16 protein-coding genes and 1 tRNA gene are annotated in these 16,628 nt (G+C 72.4%); 5 read left to right on the forward strand and 12 right to left on the reverse strand.

What is annotated here, in order from left to right:
• Nucleotides 1-4: 4 nt before the first annotated feature.
• The 6 genes from pheT to infC form a co-directional block, all read right to left on the reverse strand.
• Nucleotides 5-2,497, reverse strand: a complete 2,493-nt coding sequence (pheT, locus tag AAEP86_RS01490; RefSeq protein ID WP_420368807.1) for a phenylalanine--tRNA ligase subunit beta — start codon at nt 2,495-2,497, stop codon at nt 5-7.
• Nucleotides 2,497-3,537: a phenylalanine--tRNA ligase subunit alpha gene (gene pheS / locus AAEP86_RS01495; protein ID WP_420368808.1), complete on the reverse strand. Its 1,041-nt coding sequence runs from the start codon at nt 3,535-3,537 to the stop codon at nt 2,497-2,499. Before pheS ends, pheT begins: the two co-directional genes overlap by 1 nt.
• A 70-nt stretch (nt 3,538-3,607) precedes the next feature.
• The gene (locus AAEP86_RS01500; RefSeq protein WP_420368809.1) at nt 3,608-4,453 is read right to left on the reverse strand and encodes a TrmH family RNA methyltransferase; all 846 of its coding nucleotides are present in this window, start codon (nt 4,451-4,453) and stop codon (nt 3,608-3,610) included.
• Nucleotides 4,454-4,519: 66 nt separating this feature from the next.
• Entirely contained in the window at nt 4,520-4,903 is a 384-nt protein-coding gene (gene rplT / locus AAEP86_RS01505) for a 50S ribosomal protein L20 (protein ID WP_065961870.1), read from the reverse strand.
• A 28-nt stretch (nt 4,904-4,931) separates the two neighbouring features.
• The gene (gene rpmI, locus AAEP86_RS01510) at nt 4,932-5,126 is read right to left on the reverse strand and encodes a 50S ribosomal protein L35 (protein WP_092090843.1); all 195 of its coding nucleotides are present in this window, start codon (nt 5,124-5,126) and stop codon (nt 4,932-4,934) included.
• 75 nt (nt 5,127-5,201) lie between these two features.
• Nucleotides 5,202-5,864 (reverse strand): translation initiation factor IF-3, encoded by a 663-nt coding sequence (infC, locus tag AAEP86_RS01515; RefSeq protein ID WP_420368810.1) that lies wholly within the window; start codon nt 5,862-5,864, stop codon nt 5,202-5,204.
• A gap of 282 nt (nt 5,865-6,146) precedes the next feature.
• Here infC and AAEP86_RS01520 point away from each other — a divergent pair, with 282 nt between their 5' ends.
• On the forward strand, nt 6,147-6,509 hold the full coding sequence (locus AAEP86_RS01520) for a DUF1844 domain-containing protein (protein ID WP_420368811.1): 363 nt from the start codon (nt 6,147-6,149) through the stop codon (nt 6,507-6,509).
• Nucleotides 6,510-6,609: 100 nt separating this feature from the next.
• Here AAEP86_RS01520 and AAEP86_RS01525 read toward each other — a convergent pair whose 3' ends face one another.
• Nucleotides 6,610-7,920 carry a phosphotransferase gene (locus tag AAEP86_RS01525; protein WP_420368812.1) on the reverse strand — a complete coding sequence of 437 codons (1,311 nt, stop codon included), beginning with the start codon at nt 7,918-7,920 and terminating at the stop codon, nt 6,610-6,612.
• Nucleotides 7,921-8,011: 91 nt separating this feature from the next.
• Here AAEP86_RS01525 and AAEP86_RS01530 point away from each other — a divergent pair, with 91 nt between their 5' ends.
• Complete coding sequence (locus AAEP86_RS01530) at nt 8,012-8,467, forward strand: MaoC/PaaZ C-terminal domain-containing protein (protein WP_420368813.1); 456 nt, start codon at nt 8,012-8,014, stop codon at nt 8,465-8,467.
• Between the two features lie 148 nt (nt 8,468-8,615).
• Entirely contained in the window at nt 8,616-10,493 is a 1,878-nt protein-coding gene (locus AAEP86_RS01535) for a glycoside hydrolase family 2 protein (protein ID WP_420368814.1), read from the forward strand.
• A gap of 138 nt (nt 10,494-10,631) precedes the next feature.
• Here the strand turns inward: AAEP86_RS01535 and AAEP86_RS01540 are convergent, their stop codons facing one another.
• On the reverse strand, nt 10,632-11,483 hold the full coding sequence (locus tag AAEP86_RS01540) for an alpha/beta fold hydrolase (protein ID WP_420368815.1): 852 nt from the start codon (nt 11,481-11,483) through the stop codon (nt 10,632-10,634).
• Nucleotides 11,484-11,605: 122 nt separating this feature from the next.
• Between AAEP86_RS01540 and AAEP86_RS01545 the strand changes: the two genes are divergently transcribed.
• Complete coding sequence (locus tag AAEP86_RS01545) at nt 11,606-12,811, forward strand: hypothetical protein (RefSeq protein WP_420368816.1); 1,206 nt, start codon at nt 11,606-11,608, stop codon at nt 12,809-12,811.
• A gap of 97 nt (nt 12,812-12,908) precedes the next feature.
• Here AAEP86_RS01545 and AAEP86_RS01550 read toward each other — a convergent pair whose 3' ends face one another.
• Nucleotides 12,909-13,967 (reverse strand): amidase domain-containing protein, encoded by a 1,059-nt coding sequence (locus tag AAEP86_RS01550; RefSeq protein WP_420368817.1) that lies wholly within the window; start codon nt 13,965-13,967, stop codon nt 12,909-12,911.
• Nucleotides 13,968-14,037: 70 nt separating this feature from the next.
• Here AAEP86_RS01550 and AAEP86_RS01555 point away from each other — a divergent pair, with 70 nt between their 5' ends.
• Nucleotides 14,038-14,421 carry a hypothetical protein gene (locus tag AAEP86_RS01555; RefSeq protein WP_420368818.1) on the forward strand — a complete coding sequence of 128 codons (384 nt, stop codon included), beginning with the start codon at nt 14,038-14,040 and terminating at the stop codon, nt 14,419-14,421.
• A gap of 74 nt (nt 14,422-14,495) precedes the next feature.
• Here AAEP86_RS01555 and AAEP86_RS01560 read toward each other — a convergent pair.
• The 3 genes from AAEP86_RS01560 to AAEP86_RS01570 all read right to left on the reverse strand — a co-directional run bounded on the left by AAEP86_RS01560 (nt 14,496) and on the right by AAEP86_RS01570 (nt 16,564).
• Nucleotides 14,496-14,571 (reverse strand) — tRNA-Ala (locus tag AAEP86_RS01560).
• A gap of 82 nt (nt 14,572-14,653) precedes the next feature.
• Nucleotides 14,654-15,754: a hypothetical protein gene (locus AAEP86_RS01565; RefSeq protein ID WP_420368819.1), complete on the reverse strand. Its 1,101-nt coding sequence runs from the start codon at nt 15,752-15,754 to the stop codon at nt 14,654-14,656.
• Nucleotides 15,755-15,904: 150 nt separating this feature from the next.
• Nucleotides 15,905-16,564, reverse strand: a complete 660-nt coding sequence (locus AAEP86_RS01570) for a GNAT family N-acetyltransferase (RefSeq protein WP_420368820.1) — start codon at nt 16,562-16,564, stop codon at nt 15,905-15,907.
• Nucleotides 16,565-16,628: the final 64 nt, after the last annotated feature.

Below are 16,628 nucleotides of genomic sequence, written 5' to 3' on the forward strand. Positions count from 1 at the left end.
TGGATCAGTCGCGCAGGGTCGCCCCGAATCGCTCGCCGGCACGTCGGACGGCGCCGTCGCGGGCCTCGGTGGCCTCGGCAGCGGTCAGCGTGCGGTCCGTGGCACGGAAGCGCAGCGCGAACGTCAGGGACTTCTGTCCCTCGTCCACGCCGGTGCCCCGGTAGTCATCCACGAGCCGAGCATACTCCAGGAGGTCCCCGGCACCAGCGCGGACCGCGTCCAGGACGTCCCCCGCCGGCACCTCGACGGCTACCACGAGGGACAGGTCCTGCGTGGCGGCCGGGTAGGAGACGATCGGTGCGACCGAGACCAGCTCGGGTGCTGCGGACACCAGGGCGTCGAGGTCGAGCTCGACCACGGCGACCACGCGGGGCAGCACCGCGGCCTCGGTCAGCTCGGGCAGGAGCTCCCCCGCGACGCCGACGACGGTGTCGCCGACCAGGAGCGAGGCGGCACGGCCGGGGTGCAACGACGGGTGGGTCGTCTGCGCCATGGTGAGCTCCACCCCGACGGCCCAGGCCACGGCCCGCGCGACGTCGAGCGCATCGGCGATGCCGTAGGCCTCGGGCTGGACGCCGGGCTGCTTCGCGACACGGTTGCCGGCCAGCAGCGCGGACACGTGGAACGGCTGCGGCGGGAGGGCGGCGTCGAGGGCGGCGAGCGTCTCGCGGTCCGGCAGCGCAGCGCCCGCGGGCACGGTGTCCGTCCCGAGCTCCGTGCCCTCGACGGGCAGGAAGACGCGGGACGTCTCGTAGAGGGCGACGTCGACGAGACCGCGCGACACGTTGCGTCGCGCGGCGTCGACGAGCGCCGGAAGGCCACTGCGACGCAGCAGGCTCTGTTCGCTGTCGAGGGCGTTCGCGAGGACGACGCTCGGGCCGCCGTCGCCGTCGATGCCCGGGTAGGCGTCCTGCGTCGCGCGCGAGACGAACGGGGCCGTGACGACCTCGACGAGGCCGTCGGCGGCGAGGGCAGCGGCCACGCGACGGCGCGCCAGCTGGTGCCCGGTCAGGCCGCGACCGGGCGGCGCCACCGGCAGCACGCTCGGGATGCGGTCGTACCCGACGATGCGGGCGACCTCCTCGACCAGCGTGGTGTCGTCGGTGAGGTCGGGACGCCAGGTCGGCGGCGTGACGGCGAGCAGTCCGCCGTCGGCCTCGACCGTGGCTCCGATCGCACGGAGCGTGTCGATCACCTCGGCGTCGGTGTACTCGACGCCGATCACCTCGGCCGGACGGCTGAGCCGCATCGAGAGGGTCGGTCGCGGTGCGTCGTCGACGAGGGTCGACCCGAGCGCGTCGGCGGTGCCCCCGGCGAGTTCGACCAGGAGGTCGACCGCGCGGTTCGCAGCGGCCTCGGCGACCTGCGGGTCGACGCCGCGTTCGAACCGGCGCGACGCCTCGCTCGGCAGCTTGTGCCGACGTGCGGTCCGCGCGATCGAGACCTGGTCGAAGCCGGCCGCCTCGATGAGGACGTCCGTGGTGGACCCCGAGATCTCGGTGCGCGCACCGCCCATCACGCCGGCGAGGCCGACCGGGCCGTCGTCGTCGGTGATGACGAGGTCTTCCGGGTCGAGCGTCCGCCGGACGTCGTCGAGGGTCGTCAGGGTCTCGCCCGGCGCGGCACGACGGACGCCGAGCCCGCCCCGCACCGTCGTGAGGTCGTACCCGTGGAGGGGCTGGCCCAGCTCGAACATGACGTAGTTCGTGATGTCGACCGGCAGCGAGATGGACCGGACACCCGCGAGGGCGAGGCGCGAGACCATCCAGGCGGGCGTCGTCGCGGTCGGGTCGATGCCACGGACGACACGGGTCACGAAGGTGCTCGCACCCACGCGTCCGCGGATCGGCGCCGCATCGTCGATCGTCACGCGGAAGCCCTCGCCGGCACGCCGGGTGACGCGCTCGACGGGGTCGTGGAAGGTCGCTCCGGTGGCGTGCGCGTACTCACGAGCGACACCGCGCATGCTCATCACGTACCCGCGGTCCGGCGTGACGTTGATCTCCACCGCGGCGTCGTCGAGGCCGAGCAGCGCGATCGCGTCCGCCCCCACCTCGGGCTCCATGCCGAGGTCCGCGAAGCGCAGGATGCCGTCGTGCTCGTCGCCGAGACCGAGCTCGCGCGCCGAGGCGATCATGCCGTCGGACACGTGACCGTAGGTCTTCCGTGCGGCGATCGGGAACGGCCCGGGCAGCACGGCGCCGGGGAGCGTCACCACGACGAGGTCGCCGACGTCGAAGTTGTGCGCACCGCAGACGATGCCGCGCGGCTCGGCTTCGCCGACGTCGACCTGGCACCAGTTGATGGTCTTGCCGTTCTTCTGCGGCTCCGGCTCGCGCTCGAGCACACGGCCGACGACGATCGGTCCGGTGAGGTCGTACGTGTGGACGTCCTCTTCCTCGAAGCCGACCGAGACGAGCGCCGCGTGGACGTGCTCGAGGGTGACGTCGTCGGGGAGGTCGACGGACTCGCCGAGCCAACGGAGTGGGACGCGCATCAGACCACCGTTCCGAACTGCTGCGAGAAGCGGATGTCGCCCTCGAGGAAGTCACGCATGTCGTTCAGGCCGTTGCGGAACTGCAGCGTCCGCTCGATGCCCATGCCGAACGCGAAGCCCTGGTACTCGTCGGGGTCGATGCCCGCCGAGCGCAGGACGTTGGGGTTGACCATGCCGCAGCCGCCCCACTCGACCCACCGCGCGCCGCCCTTGGCGTTCGGCTGCCAGACGTCCATCTCGGCGCTGGGCTCGGTGAACGGGAAGTAGTTCGGGCGGAGGCGGATCTGCGCCTCGGCGCCGAACACCTGACGCGCGAAGTGCTCGAGCGTGCCCCGGAGGTTCGCCATCGTCAGGCCCTTGTCGATCGCGATGCCCTCGACCTGGGTGAAGACCGGCAGGTGCGTGGCGTCGAGTTCGTCGGCGCGGTAGACACGGCCCGGAGCGATCACGTAGAGCGGGAGGTCTCGCGAGAGCAGCGACCGCACCTGCACCGGAGAGGTGTGCGTGCGCATGACGAGGTGCCGGTCGACGGGCTCGACGAAGATCGTGTCGGCCATGGCGCGGGCCGGGTGGTCCGGGTCGAAGTTCAGCGCGTCGAAGTTGAACCACTCGTGCTCGAGCTCGGGGCCCTCTGCAACCTCCCACCCCATGCCGACGAAGATGTCGGCGACGGTCTCGTTGAGGAGTGAGAGCGGGTGGCGCGAGCCGGGCGTGCGGCGGGACGGCAGCGCGGTGACGTCGACGCGCTCGGCATCGAGCCGTGCACGCTCCTCGGCCTCGGCGAGCACGGACTCCTGCTCGGCGATGGCCTGGTTCACCCGGCCGCGGGCCTGTCCGACGAGCTTGCCGGCAGCGGCCTTCTGCTCCGGTGCGACGGAGCGCATGGACGCGTTCATCCGCGCCAAGGGCGACTGCTCACCGGTGTGCTCGGCCCGGGCCTGCTTCAGCTCGGCGACGGTCGTCGTCGCGCGGACCGCAGCGAGGGCCCGGTCCACCGCGTCGGCGACGGCCGGTTCGCTGATCTCGAGAGGTTCTGACACGAGGCCCAAGCCTACCGGCCCGTGGGATACCGCCGTCCTGTACCGGCCAGCCTGGGGAGGGCGAGCCCGATCAGGCGCCTGTGGAGGGGTGTGCCGTGCGCTGCGCGAACGCCGACTCGTACAGGCAGACGGACGCGGCGGTCGCGAGGTTCATCGACTCCGCCTTGCCGTAGATCGGCACCTTCACGGCGCGGTCGACCAGGGCGAGGTCCTCGGACGTCAGGCCCCGCGCCTCGTTGCCGAACACCCACGCGGTCGGTCCGTCGAGCATGCCGTCGGCACGGACCTCGGGCAGGTCGTCGCCCGAGACGTCGGCGGCCAGGATCGTGTACCCGAGGCCCCGCGCGCGGGACACCGCGTCCGCGAGGGTCACGCCGACCGACACCGGGACGTGGAACAGCGAGCCCGTGGTCGACCGCACGACCTTCGGGTTGTACGGGTCGACGCTCCGCCCGGTGAGGACGACGGCGTCCGCGCCCGCGGCGTCCGCGGCCCGGATGATCGTCCCCGCGTTGCCGGGGTCACGCACCTCTTCGAGGATCGCGACGATCCCGGGGAGGCCGCCCCGCGCCTCCTGGTCGGCACCGGCGTCCGGGAAGACGTCCTTGACCGACGTCGGGAACTGCTGGCACACCGCGACGACGCCCTGCGGCGTCACGGTGTCGGCCATCGCGTCGAGCACCTGCTCCGTGACGAACCAGGTGTCGACCGGCGCATCGTCGAGGCCGTAGCGCGCGGCCGCCGTCGGGGTGACGTAGAGCTCGCGGAGGAGCTCCGGCCGGTACTCGATCGCCTCGCGCACGGCCTGCGGTCCTTCGAGCAGGAACAGGCCCGTCTCGGCGCGCACGTCCTTCTTCGACAGCGCTGCGACGGCACGGACGCGGCCGGCCTTGGGGTTCTCGAGGAGATCGCTCACGGGACAAGTCTAGGAACGACGAAACCCCCGCCGGACCGGCGGGGGTTTCGCGAGCAGAAGGACTGACTACGCAGCCTTCGGGGCCGAGGTGTCGGCCGGGAGCGCGTTCTTGGCGGTCTCGACGAGCGCCGCGAAGGTCTCGGGGTTGTTCACCGCGAGGTCGGCGAGGATGCGACGGTCGACCTCGACGCCAGCCAGGCCGAGGCCCTGGATGAGGCGGTTGTAGGTCAGGCCGTTCGCACGCGACGCGGCGTTGATGCGCTGGATCCAGAGGCGACGGAACTCGCCCTTCTTCGCGTGACGGTCGCGGTACGCGTAGACGAGGGAGTGGGTGACCTGCTCCTTGGCCTTGCGGTACAGGCGGGACCGCTGGCCGCGGTAGCCCTCGGCGCGCTCGAGGATGACGCGGCGCTTCTTGGCGGCGTTGACCGCTCTCTTTACTCGTGCCATTGATCTGTTCCTTTACGTTCGGTCGGGCTCAGTGGCCGAGGAGCTTCTTGACGTTCTTCGCGTCAGCGGGTGCGAGGACCTGGTCCTCGTTGAGGCGAGCCTTGCGCTTGGCCGACTTGACCTCGAGGTTGTGACGCATACCGGCCTGCTGCTTCATGATCTTGCCGCTGCCGGTGACCTTGAAGCGCTTCTTCGACCCGGAGTGGGTCTTCTGCTTGGGCATGGTGGTGCCTTTCCGTGGGATGGATGGGGGCCGCGCCATCGCGGGTGGGGAACTGCGCGGGTCGGTCGGTGGGACCTATTCGGCCGGAGCCTCGGCCGGCTCGGACTCGGCGGGCGCGTCCGCGCCGTCCTTGCCCTTCGCGGCGTGCTCCGACGCGCGACGCTCGGCCTTCTGAGCAGCACGCTTGGCGTTCTGCTCGCCCTTGACGTCGGACTTGTTCTTGAGCGGGGCGATGATCATCGTCATGTTGCGGCCGTCCTGGGTGGGACGGGACTCGACGACACCGAACTCGGCGATCTCCTCGGCGAACTTCTGGAGGAGACGGACACCCTGTTCCGGACGCGACTGCTCGCGGCCGCGGAAGAGGATCATCGCCTTCACCTTGTCGCCACCGAGGAGGAAGCCCTCGGCGCGCTTGCGCTTCGTCTCGTAGTCGTGCACGTCGATCTTCAGGCGGAAACGGACTTCCTTGAGGTCCGTGTTCACCTGGTTGCGACGCGCTTCCTTGGCCTTCTGAGCGGCCTCGTACTTGAACTTGCCGTAGTCCATGATCTTGGCCACGGGCGGCTTCGAGTTCGGCGCGACCTCGACCAGATCCAGCTCGGCTTCCTGCGCGAGGCGCAGTGCGACGGCGATGGGGACAACGCCGACCTGCTCGCCCTGGGGTCCGACAAGACGGACCTCGGGGACGCGGATTCGGTCGTTGGTACGGGGATCGGGAATGCGGAGCTCCTTCAATCAGGTGGTGGCCGTCCGGGGCGTTTGCCCTGGGCGACGGCACGAGAGAGGAGATCTGACGCACGGACCTGCGATCCGTTCGGCAGCCGCCCGACGCCATCCCTGCGGATGACCGACCGACGCGGACGCCGGTGGAGCGGTGTGGACCCGGTAGCCTGGTGGTGCGCGGCCGCGGGTGGGAGAGACTCCTCTTTCGTGACGCTGCCGATGTGATCGCCTCGTTCGCACGAGTCCGGGCACGCAGACAGCATCTGCCGCTTCAGAGTCTAGCAGAGGAGCACCGTGACCGACACCCCAGCAGCACCCGAGGCAGGGAACGCCGCCGACGACGCGGCCCGCGACATCTCGGAGGTGCCGGCGGTCGAGCTCATCAACACCGTCGCCGTCCACCTGCTGAGCGCCGCGGCCGTCAAGGTCGGCCTGGCCGACGACCCGCAGGAGCAGACCGACCTCGACGAGGCGCGGAAGCTCATCACCGCCCTCGCGGGCCTGGTGACCGCCGCGGCGACCGAGATCGGTGACCACCACGCCCGCCCGCTGCGGGACGGCCTGCGCTCGGTGCAGCTCGCCTTCCGCGAGGCGTCGACGATCCCGGACGCGCCGGGCAAGGGCCCGGGCGAGAAGTACACGGGTCCGGTCAACTGACCGGTCCGTCCGACGGACGGGAGGCACGGTGCCGACTGGCACCGCGCCTCCCGTCCGTCCTGGGGCCCGGTCGCAGGCCCGCCGCCGTGGCGGCCCGGTGTCAGACCGCGCCCTGCCCCACCAACCGGGTGACGGCCGCCAGCGGGATGCCGATCCAGTCGGGTCGGTTGCGCGCCTCGTAGACCACCTCGTAGACGGCCTTGTCGAGCTCGAACGCGTCGAGCAGCGCGCGGTGGGCGAGCAGGTCGGCGCCGGTCCCCCGCTGGTACCCGTCGAGGAAGGCGGCACGTGCGGCGTCCGCCCACGCGCGCGCGTCCACCGGCTCGGCGTCCTGCGCGAGCGCACCGGCGACGTAGTCGAAGGACCGGAGCATGCCGGCGACGTCACGGAGGGTGACGTCGGGCAGCGAGCGCTCGGTGAGCGGCCGGAGCGGTTCGCCCTCGAAGTCGAGGAAGACCCAGCCGCGCGCTCCCGGTGCGGCGAGGACCTGCCCGAGGTGGAGGTCGCCGTGGATGCGCTGCAGGTCGGGCCACGTCGCGGCGGCGGCGCGGTCGTAGACGGCACGGACCGCGTCGACGTGCTCGGCGACGGACGGGGCCTCGGCGGCCGCGGCGTCGAGGCGGGCGTGCATGGTGGCGATCGCCGTATCCCGTCGCACGTCGTCCGCCGGCTCGGTGGGCAGGGCCTGTGCCAGGGTGCTGTGCACCTCGGCGAGCGCCGCGCCCAGCTGGTCGGCGCCGTCGGTGAACGGCGTCCCCTGACGGGCGTCGCGGAGGGCCACGCGCCAGGCGTCCTCGAGGCCGGGCAGGAACTCCTGGGCGAAGGCGAGGTGCCCGGTGGCCGTGCCGTCGGGGCGGCCCGGGTCCGGCCACGATGAACGGAGGGCACCGGACACCCGCGGGACCCGGGTGCTGCCGGCCGCCGAGAGTGCGAGCTGCGTCGTCACGTCGGGGTTGTCGCCGTGGTGCAGGACGCGGAAGACCTTCACGATGACCTGGCCGCCGGACTCCGTGTCGCAGATCACCGAGGTGTTCGACTGCTCGCCGCTGAGGACACGGGCACTCGTCACGGTGCCGATCGGGCGGAGGCTCTCGGGGTCGGCGTCGATCCGGGCGGCCAGCGCACGGACCCACTCGAGGTCCGTGGTGGCGTCCCGGAACGCGTCGGCGCCGCCCGTGACCGGCGCCTGGTACAGCACGGCTCCGGTGGGGGCGTCGTCGACGACCAGTCGTGTGCCGTCCGTCCGGGCGATCGTCCGCAGCCGCGGGGTGCCGCCCTTCGCCGTGTACCAGCGCTGGTGGGCGATCCACTGCTCGAGGTCGCGGTCGCCGGGCTCGGTCCCGGGTGTGGCCGGCGCCGTGGCGGTCGGCAGGGGCTCGTGGGGGCGCTCGTCGGGTGCCTCGTCGCTCATGCAGCGAACCGTACGCGTCGGCACCTGGGGTGGTGCCGGTTCCTCGCGGCGACGTGCGGACCTGCGCGGGCCGGTCTGCGAGGATGACGACGTGCCGCACTACCTCGAGGACCTCGCCGCCGGACAGACCTTCACGACCCCTGGCCGCACGATCACCGAGGCGGACGTGGTGTCCTTCGCCTCGTGGACGAACGACAACAACCAGGTCCACACCGACGTCGAGTTCGCCGCGAAGACGCGCTACGGCCAGCGCATCGTGCACGGGCTGCTCGGGACCTCGCTCTGCCTCGGGCTCATCGCGCGCACCGGGGTCTTCGAGGGGTCCGCGGTCGCCCTGCTCGGCATCGACGAGTGGCGGTTCACCGCACCGGTGTTCATCGGGGACACGCTGACCTGCGAGGTCGAGATCCTGTCGACACGGCCGACGAGCTCCGGACGGACCGGGATCGTCGAACGCACCGTGACGCTCCGGAACCAGCGGGGTGAGGTCGTGCAGCAGGGCCGGATGGACGTGATGGTCCTCACGCGCGACGCCGCGATCGACTGAGGCCACCACCGGGATCGGCCGCGGCCGCCGCCGCGGTCGACCGAGGGCGATCGACCGAGGGCGATCGACCGACCCACCGCGTGACCGTGTCGACGGCAAACCCCGCATCCCTCTTTACAACGATGTACAGCCACGCCAGCATGGAGGCATGAGCACGCTCGACGGCACCGTCGCCGCACCTGACACCGCACCCTCGTCGGCCCTTCCGCTCGCCTCACGGCAGGACGGCACGTACCCCCGGCCCCAGATGCTCCGCTCCCGGTGGGCGGACCTCGACGGCACGTGGTCGTTCCGGAACGACGGCGACGACCCCGCCTGGCGCGGCGGCTTCCCCGACGCCCGCGACATCGTCGTGCCGTTCCCGCCGGAGTCCGTCGCGTCCGGCATCGACGAGCCGGGCTTCCACCCCGTGGTCTGGTACTCCCGGGGGATCTCCCGTGCCGAACTCGAGGCCGCCGGCCACGGATCCGCCGCGCCGCGCCTGGTGCTCCACTTCGGCGCCGTCGACCACCGCGCCCGCGTCTGGATCGACGGGCAGTTCATCGGTGAGCACGAGGGCGGCCACACCCCGTTCTCGTTCGACGTCACCGACGCCCTCGCGACCGACCCCGACGCGGTGCACACCCTCGTGGTCCGGGCCGAGGACGACCCGCACGACCTCACCCAGCCCCGCGGGAAGCAGGACTGGCACGAGGACCCGCACGCGATCTGGTACCGCCGGACGACCGGCATCTGGCAGACCGTGTGGCTCGAGGCCGTGCCCACCGTGTCGATCGCATCGTTGCGCTGGACCAACGTCGACCACGCGACCATGCGCCTGACGGTCCGCACCACCGGAGAGCGCACCGGCGGCGAGCGCCTCCGCGTCGAGGCCCGCTGGGACGACCGCGACGAGCACCTCGCCACGATCGAGACCACCCTCGGGACGACCGGCGACGAGTTCGAGGTCGTCGTCCCGATCGCCCGCCAGTCGAACGGGCAGGCCGAGGACGAACTGCACTGGACCCCGGAGGCCCCACGGCTCGTCGACGCCACGGTCGCACTGCTGCTGCCCGGCACCGGGCAGCGGCCCGTCAGCACCGCGGCCGACGCGGTGGCGACGTACTTCGGCATCCGCACGGTCGGGACCGACGGTGGCGCCTTCCTGCTCAACGGCCGGCGGTACGACGTGCGCAGTGTCCTGAACCAGGGGTACTGGCCGGAGTCCCACATCGCGGCGCCCTCGCGTGCGGCGCTGCGTCGCGAGGTCGAGCTGATCAAGGACCTCGGCTTCAACGCCGCCCGGAACCACCAGAAGATCGAGGACCCGCGGTTCCTGTACTGGGCGGACCGGCTCGGCATCCTGGTCTGGGGTGAGGCACCCGGTGCGTACGCGTTCTCGCCACGAGCGGTGCAGCGGCTGGTGCGCGAGTGGATGGACGCCGTCGAGCGGGACGCCTCGCACCCGTCCATCGTCACCTGGGTCCCGGCGAACGAGAGCTGGGGCGTGCAGCACATCGCCACCGACCCGGCACAGCAGGCCTACGCCCGCGCGCTCGCCGACGTGACCCGTGCGATCGACCCGACGCGTCCGGTGATCTCGAACGACGGGTGGGAGCACACGAACTCCGACATCCTGACGATCCACGACTACGAGGGCGACGGTCAGCGACTGGCCGCGACCTACGCCGATGCCGCCGCTCGCACCGTCCTCGTCGACGGGATCGGCCCGGCCGACCGGCGCATCCTCGTCGGCGGCGCGGTCGACCGCGGACAACCGGTCATGCTGACCGAGTTCGGCGGGGTGAACTACCAGCCGGGCACCCAGCGCGAGGACGGCTGGGGGTACACCTCGGCGTCCGACGGCGACGACTGGATCGCACGGATCACGGCGCTCTACGACGCGATCCGCGCGAGCTCGTTCCTCGCCGGGTCCTGCTACACGCAGCTCACCGACACCATGCAGGAGACGAACGGGCTGCTGAACGCCGACCGCACCCCGAAGGTGCCGATCGAGCAGATCCGGCGCGCGGTCACCGGCCGCTGACCCGCCGAGGGCGGCCGGGAGGCGCGCCCGCCGCGCGCAGGAACGGTCGGGTCCGGCGGACGGACCCGACCGTTCCCGCTCACGCTGCGCCGGGATCGGCGCGGTCTGCAGCCCGCACCGTTCCGGGCGCGGAGTGGGTCAGGACGCGAGGAAGCGGAGGACCGCCTCGTTCCACTCGTCGCGGTGCGAGGCGAGCACACCGTGCGGGCCGCCCTCGATCACGTGCGTCTGCGCGTTCGGGATCGCCGCGGCCGTGCGCTGTCCCGACACCTCGAACGGCACGATGCCGTCGGCGTCGCCGTGGATCACGAGGGTCGGCACGTCCACCTTCGTCAGGTCGTCGCGGAAGTCGGTGGTCGCGAAGGCCACCGTGCAGTCGAGCGTGCCCTTGGGCGAGGCGAGCTCCGCGATCGCGAGGTCGTACGCGCGCTGGTCGTCGCTGACGAGCGGCTTGTGCGTCAGCGAGACCTTGCCGCCGGGCGTGTAGAACATGTCGACGAACTCGTGGAGGAACGCCGGCCGGTCGCCCTCGATGCCGTTCGCGAACCAGTCCGCCAGGTCCTGGTCGACGCCGCCCTCGGGGTTCTCGTCCGACTTCCAGAGGTACGGCGGGACCGCGCTGGCGAACACGAGCTTCGCGACCTTGCCCGTGCCGTACGTCGAGACGTAGCGGGCGAGCTCGCCGCCACCCATCGAGAAGCCGATGAGCGTGACGTTCGTCAGCCCGAGCTCGGTGATGAGCTTGTCGAGGTCCGCGGCGAAGGTGTCGTAGTCGTACCCGCCCCACGGCTGCGACGACTGGCCGAAGCCGCGGCGGTCGTACGCGATGACGCGGTGTCCGGCCCCGACGAGCGCCGGGATCTGCCCCTCCCAGGAGCGACCGGAGAGCGGCCAGCCGTGGATCAGGACGACGGGGTCGCCCGTACCGAAGTCGTCGTAGTGCAGGTCGATGTCGTGGCCGTTCTCGGCGCCGACGGTGATGAAGGGCATGCTTCCTCCTGTGGTTCGTTTCCAGGGAACGCCAGCGATGCAACGCTCCCCCGGTGGGACGGGCCTGACCCGTACGCCTTACGGACAGGGGTCGGACGCCGTGGTCGTGCGAGGATCGGTCGGTGACCAGCGCTGCGGAGACGAGCCGTGCCTCCCGGCCGGTCCCGGGCCCGGCGGTGCGCCACCGCGACTGGACCACTCCCCTGCTCCTCTGGCTGGCGTCCCGCGTGCTGAGCACCGTCCTGCTGGCGACGACCTACCTCGTCGCCACCGGGAACGGCTGGACGTTCGCCTCGTACCGGCGCGACCCGTCGTTCTTCACCTTCTCCGGCTCGTGGGACGCGTCGTTCTACCGGACCATCGCCGAGCACGGGTACCCGGCGACGCTGCCGCTCGACGACGCCGGGCACGTGCTGCCGAACGCGTGGGCGTTCCTCCCGGTGTTCCCGGCACTCGTCCGCGCCGTCATGCCGCTCACCGGCGGGTCCTTCTGGGTGGCGGGCGTGGTCGTCGCGACGCTCGCCGGTGCCGGTGCCTGCGTGCTGCTGTACCGGCTCGTCCTCGCGGTCGGCGACCGGCGGAGGGCGGGCTGGGCCACGGCCCTGTTCGCCGCCGCGCCGACGGGGTTCCTCCTGCAGGTCGCCTACGCCGAGAGCACGTTCCTGCTCCTGCTGTTCGGTGCGCTGCTCGCCCTGGTGCGGCGTCGGTACTGGGTGGTCGCACCGCTCGGGATCGTCGCGGCCTTCACGAAGCCGGGCGTGCTGGCGCTCGCGGTCGCGCTGGCCGTGCACCTCGTCGTGCGGTGGACCCGCGAGCGGCGGTCCCTCCCCGTCCGGGACGCGGCCTGGATCGTCGCGTCGGGGCTCCTGGTCGCCGCGGCGGGACTGGCGTGGCCGGTGGTCGCGTCAGCGGCGACGGGCCGACCGGGTGCCTACCTCGACACCGAGCTGTCCTGGTGGGTCGGGTTCGTCGGGCGGCAGCACTTCGCGCCGCTGACGCCGTGGTTCACGATGGCGGGGACGTGGCTCGGGCCGCTCGGCATCGTGCTCGTGGTGGTGGTGCTCGTGGGGGCGGTGCTGTTCTTCACGCGGCCGGGCGTCCGGGCGCTCGGCGTCGACGTCGTCTCGTTCACGGCGTCGTACGCGCTGTACCTCGTCGCGGTGTTCCTGCCGCAGCAGAGCCTGCCCCGGCTGCTCATGCCGACGGCACCGCTCCTCGGGTCGGACGTGTTCGTGGGGACGCGGCGGCGGGCGGTCACGTGGCTGGTCGTCGGCGTGTGCCTGCAGCCGGTGGCGATCGTGCTGCTCTGGTTCCTCGGGTACCCCTGACGCGGGGTGCGGCGCGGGTGGCCGGACCGGCGGCGGTCAGCGGGTGCGGCGCTCCGTCGGACCATGCACACACGGGTCGACGCCGGCGCCCCGCCCGCTACGCGTCGAACGTGTGGAACCAGGCGGTGCCGCCCGGGTGCTGCACGGTGATCATCTCGTCGAGGTCGCGGTACGGCCCGTCCTGGTTGTGGCTGGCCGACTTGATGCGGATCGTGCCGTCCGGCTCCGTGAAGACCTCGGACACGATCGTCGTGTGGTCGGGCGAGTCGTTGTGGTTCCAGTCGTAGAAGACGATGTCGCCGACCTTGACCTTGTCCCGCTCGTCGAGGGAGCGACGCGTCAACCCGAACTCGGCGGCGTTCGCGGTGAGCCACGGGTCCATCGTCGGGCAGTAGGTCCACGTGGCGGAGTGCGCTGCGCCGGCGTCCCGGTTGTACCAGTCGGACCGCTGCTGCCACCCGCGAGCGACGAGCGTCTGGCTGACGTAGTTCGCGCAGTCCCCGCCGATCGGGTTCATCGTGCCGTACTCGGCGAGGTTGTAGTCCTTCCAGTGCGCCATCGCGTACTGCAGCTGCCGGTCGACGTCGGTCAGCGCGGCGTAGGCGAGGGTGGAGGTCGCGACGGCCGTCGAGGCGTCCGGGACGGGTGCGTCGGTCGGTGCCGGCGACGCGGACGAGGAGTCCTGCGTCGCTCCGGACTGCCCGTCGTTCGCCGCGCTGCCGTTGCCGTCCGACGACTGGTTGGCCGACGGCGAGGGGTCGACGGCCGACGTGAAGAGCGCGACGTCCGCAGCGCCGGCGGTGTACATCGCCTGGTGGGGCGCCGTGAAGGTGACCTTCGTCGCCGAGGCCTGCACGTCGCGAGCGGCCACCCCGCCGACGGTGACGCCCTTGACCGCGGCGAGCCCGGTGCCCGCGACGGTGACCGTCACGCCGCCGGCGAGCGGGACCTGCGCCGGCGTCACGCGCTTCGCGACGGGCTTCGCGGTCGGGCTCGCAGCCGCGCCACCACCCGTCGACGTGCCGCCGCCGGTTCCCGCACTCTTGCCCCCGCCGCCCGCGGACCCACCGTCGGCCGAGCAGGCGGCCACGGCGAGGCCGATCCCGGTCACGCCGGCGAGGGAGAGCAGGGACCGACGGGTCAGCGAAGCAGTCATGGTGCTTCCAGGGTAGGCGACGACACGGCATGATCTCCGGTAGGACCCACCATCGAGAGGATCACTCACCATGCCCGAGAGCCACGACTTCTTCGTCGCCGCCGACCCCGACTCCGTCCGCGCCCGTGTCGGCGGGGCCCTCGCCCGCGAGGGCTACACCGTCGAGGACGCCGACCAGGGAGCCCTGCGCGCGACCCGCGGCAGCCTGGGCCTCACGCTGCTGATCGGCGGCATGGCGAACGACCGCACCTTCCACACCCGCCTCGACGTCCAGATCATGGTCGCGCCCGACGGCCGGACCGTGGCACGGTTGCTGCGCGGTACCGGCAAGTCGGCGATCAAGGGTGGCGCCCTGGGCGTCTCGCGCGGCAACCGCGCGTTCGAGCAGGCCGCCAACGCGATCCACGCGGAGCTCTCCCAGGCCGGGATCCTGACGGAGAGCGTGCCCGGCTGACGCGACGGCGTGCCCGGCCGACGCGCCGGGAACGACGAAGGCCACCCGAGCGGGTGGCCTTCGTCGTGGTGCCTTGGTGGAGCTAAGGGGATTCGAACCCCTGACCTTCTCATTGCGAACGAGACGCGCTACCAACTGCGCCATAGCCCCAAGTGCTCGACCACACTAGCACCAGCCGACGGCGGAACCGAAATCGACGCGGCCGTTCCGGGCGTGCCGCTCGACCGGAGCGTCAGACGGCGCGGCGACGACGCATGATCGCGTCGAGGTCGGCCTGCTGGTACGCGTCGTCGCCGAGCACGCCCATGCCCGCCCACTTGCTGGGCGGAGCGGGCGGAGCGGCCGGAGCCGTCGGAGCCGCGGGCTCGGCAGCGGTCGCCTCCTCCGACGCCGGGGCGCGCAGCCCGAAACGCTCGGCCAGGCGACCCTGGTCGTGCGCGGACAGGGAGGCCACGGCCTCCTCGACGTCGGGGCGCATCCGCGAGACCCGCGCGAGCGACGGGTCCGACTCGGCAGCGCGGATCGCGGCGGCCTCGGCCTCCGCTTCCGCCTTGGCCTCGGCGACCCGTTCCCGCAGCCGTGCCGCCAGCTCGGCCGACGACTCCGGCGCGGCGGCGGGAGCGGACGGCGTCGCGACGTAGAGGGGCTTCGGGACCGTGTTCGGGGTCCAGGTCCGGTCACGCGCGGGCCGGGCGGGCTGCTCGGTCGACAGGGGCGGCGCCGGGTCCGTCCACGTGCTGGCCGGACGGGAGGCACGGGTCACGTCCGGCGCGGACGCAGCGGTCCGCGCCTTCCGCGCCGTCGCGACCTGGTGCAGCTGTGCGAGGACGGCTGCCGACCCACCGGCGGCGACGAGACCGGCGATGCCGACGAGCCACATCGACGGCGCCGCGACGACGACGACGAGGGCGACGACGAGGCCGAGCGTGCCGAGCAGCGTCGCGCCGAGCCGGGACCGTCGCATGCGCATCGCGGTGAGCGCCGGGACGGACGAGGCGCGCTCGAGCACCGGCGCCTGCTCGGCGAGGCGTCGGGTGATCTCACGCTGCCGTGCGGCCTCGTGGGCGCGGACGATCGCGGTGCGCTTCGCCTCCTCGGAACGGGCGACGCGCTGCGCCTCGGCGAGGGACTTCGCGTTCATCTCGACGCGGACCTCGTCCGGCAGCTCGGCGGTCTGCGCGAGGATGCGGAGCGTCTGCTGGAGCCGGATCGCGTTCCGCTCGGTGGCGAGGTACTGGCGACGGGCAGCCCAGGAGGGCATGAGGTAGACGAGCCACAGCACGGCCGCCACGAGGAGCACGATGCCGCCACCCCACGAGCCGATTCCTGCCATGGGGACACGGTAGGGGTGCGCGTTCCCCCGCCAGGTGATTGGCGGACGCGTGTTGCGCGTGTCGCGGTGGAATCACCGGGGCCGGGCCGGACCGCCGGGGACGACCCGCGCCTCCGGGCCGACCGGTCGCCCGGGGACGGGTCCGACGCGTCAGAGGCGGGGAGTCGTCTGCAGCGGCAGCGCCGCCTCGTCCCGCGCGGCGAGCGGGACGCTGCCCACCCCCGGCGGGACCTCGCCGCGGACCCAGCGCTCGAGGACGCCCTCGCGGACCTCCTCGGCGACGAGGGCGAAGCAGAAGTGGTCGCGCCAGTCGCCGTTGATGTGGATGTACCGGCGGCGGAGGCCCTCGAACCGGAAGCCCAGCTTCTCGACCACCCGCAGCGACGGGGCGTTCTCCGGCCGGATGCAGATCTCGATCCGGTGGATCCCGACCACGCGGAAGCAGTGGTCGACCGCCATCGCGACGGAGATCGGGGTGACGTTGTGTCCGGCGGCGTCCTCGACGACCCAGTAGCCGATGGACGCACTGGCGAGGGAGCCGTACGTGATGCCGGACACGTTGAGCTGTCCGACGAAGCGGCCGTCGAGCTCCATCGCGAACGGCAGGCCGAGACCCGCGCGGGCGTTGGCCTGGAGCGCGCGGATGCTGCCGCGGACGTCGGAGGAGACGTGCCCCGAGGGGTTCGTGGCCTCCCACGTGCGGAGCCACGAGCGGTTCGTCGCGAGGGCGACGTCGAGGTCACGGGTGTCGCGCAGCCGGAGGGGCCGGATGGTGACCCGCCCGTGGGACAGGGTCGGGATCGTCGTCATCGCTCAGGTTCCTCCGGTGCTCCGGCTGATCCCCGGAGCGGGTGTCCCGCACGGGTCCGGGGTT

It is taken from the genome of Curtobacterium sp. L1-20 (genome assembly GCF_048755855.1).
Taxonomy (GTDB): domain Bacteria; phylum Actinomycetota; class Actinomycetes; order Actinomycetales; family Microbacteriaceae; genus Curtobacterium.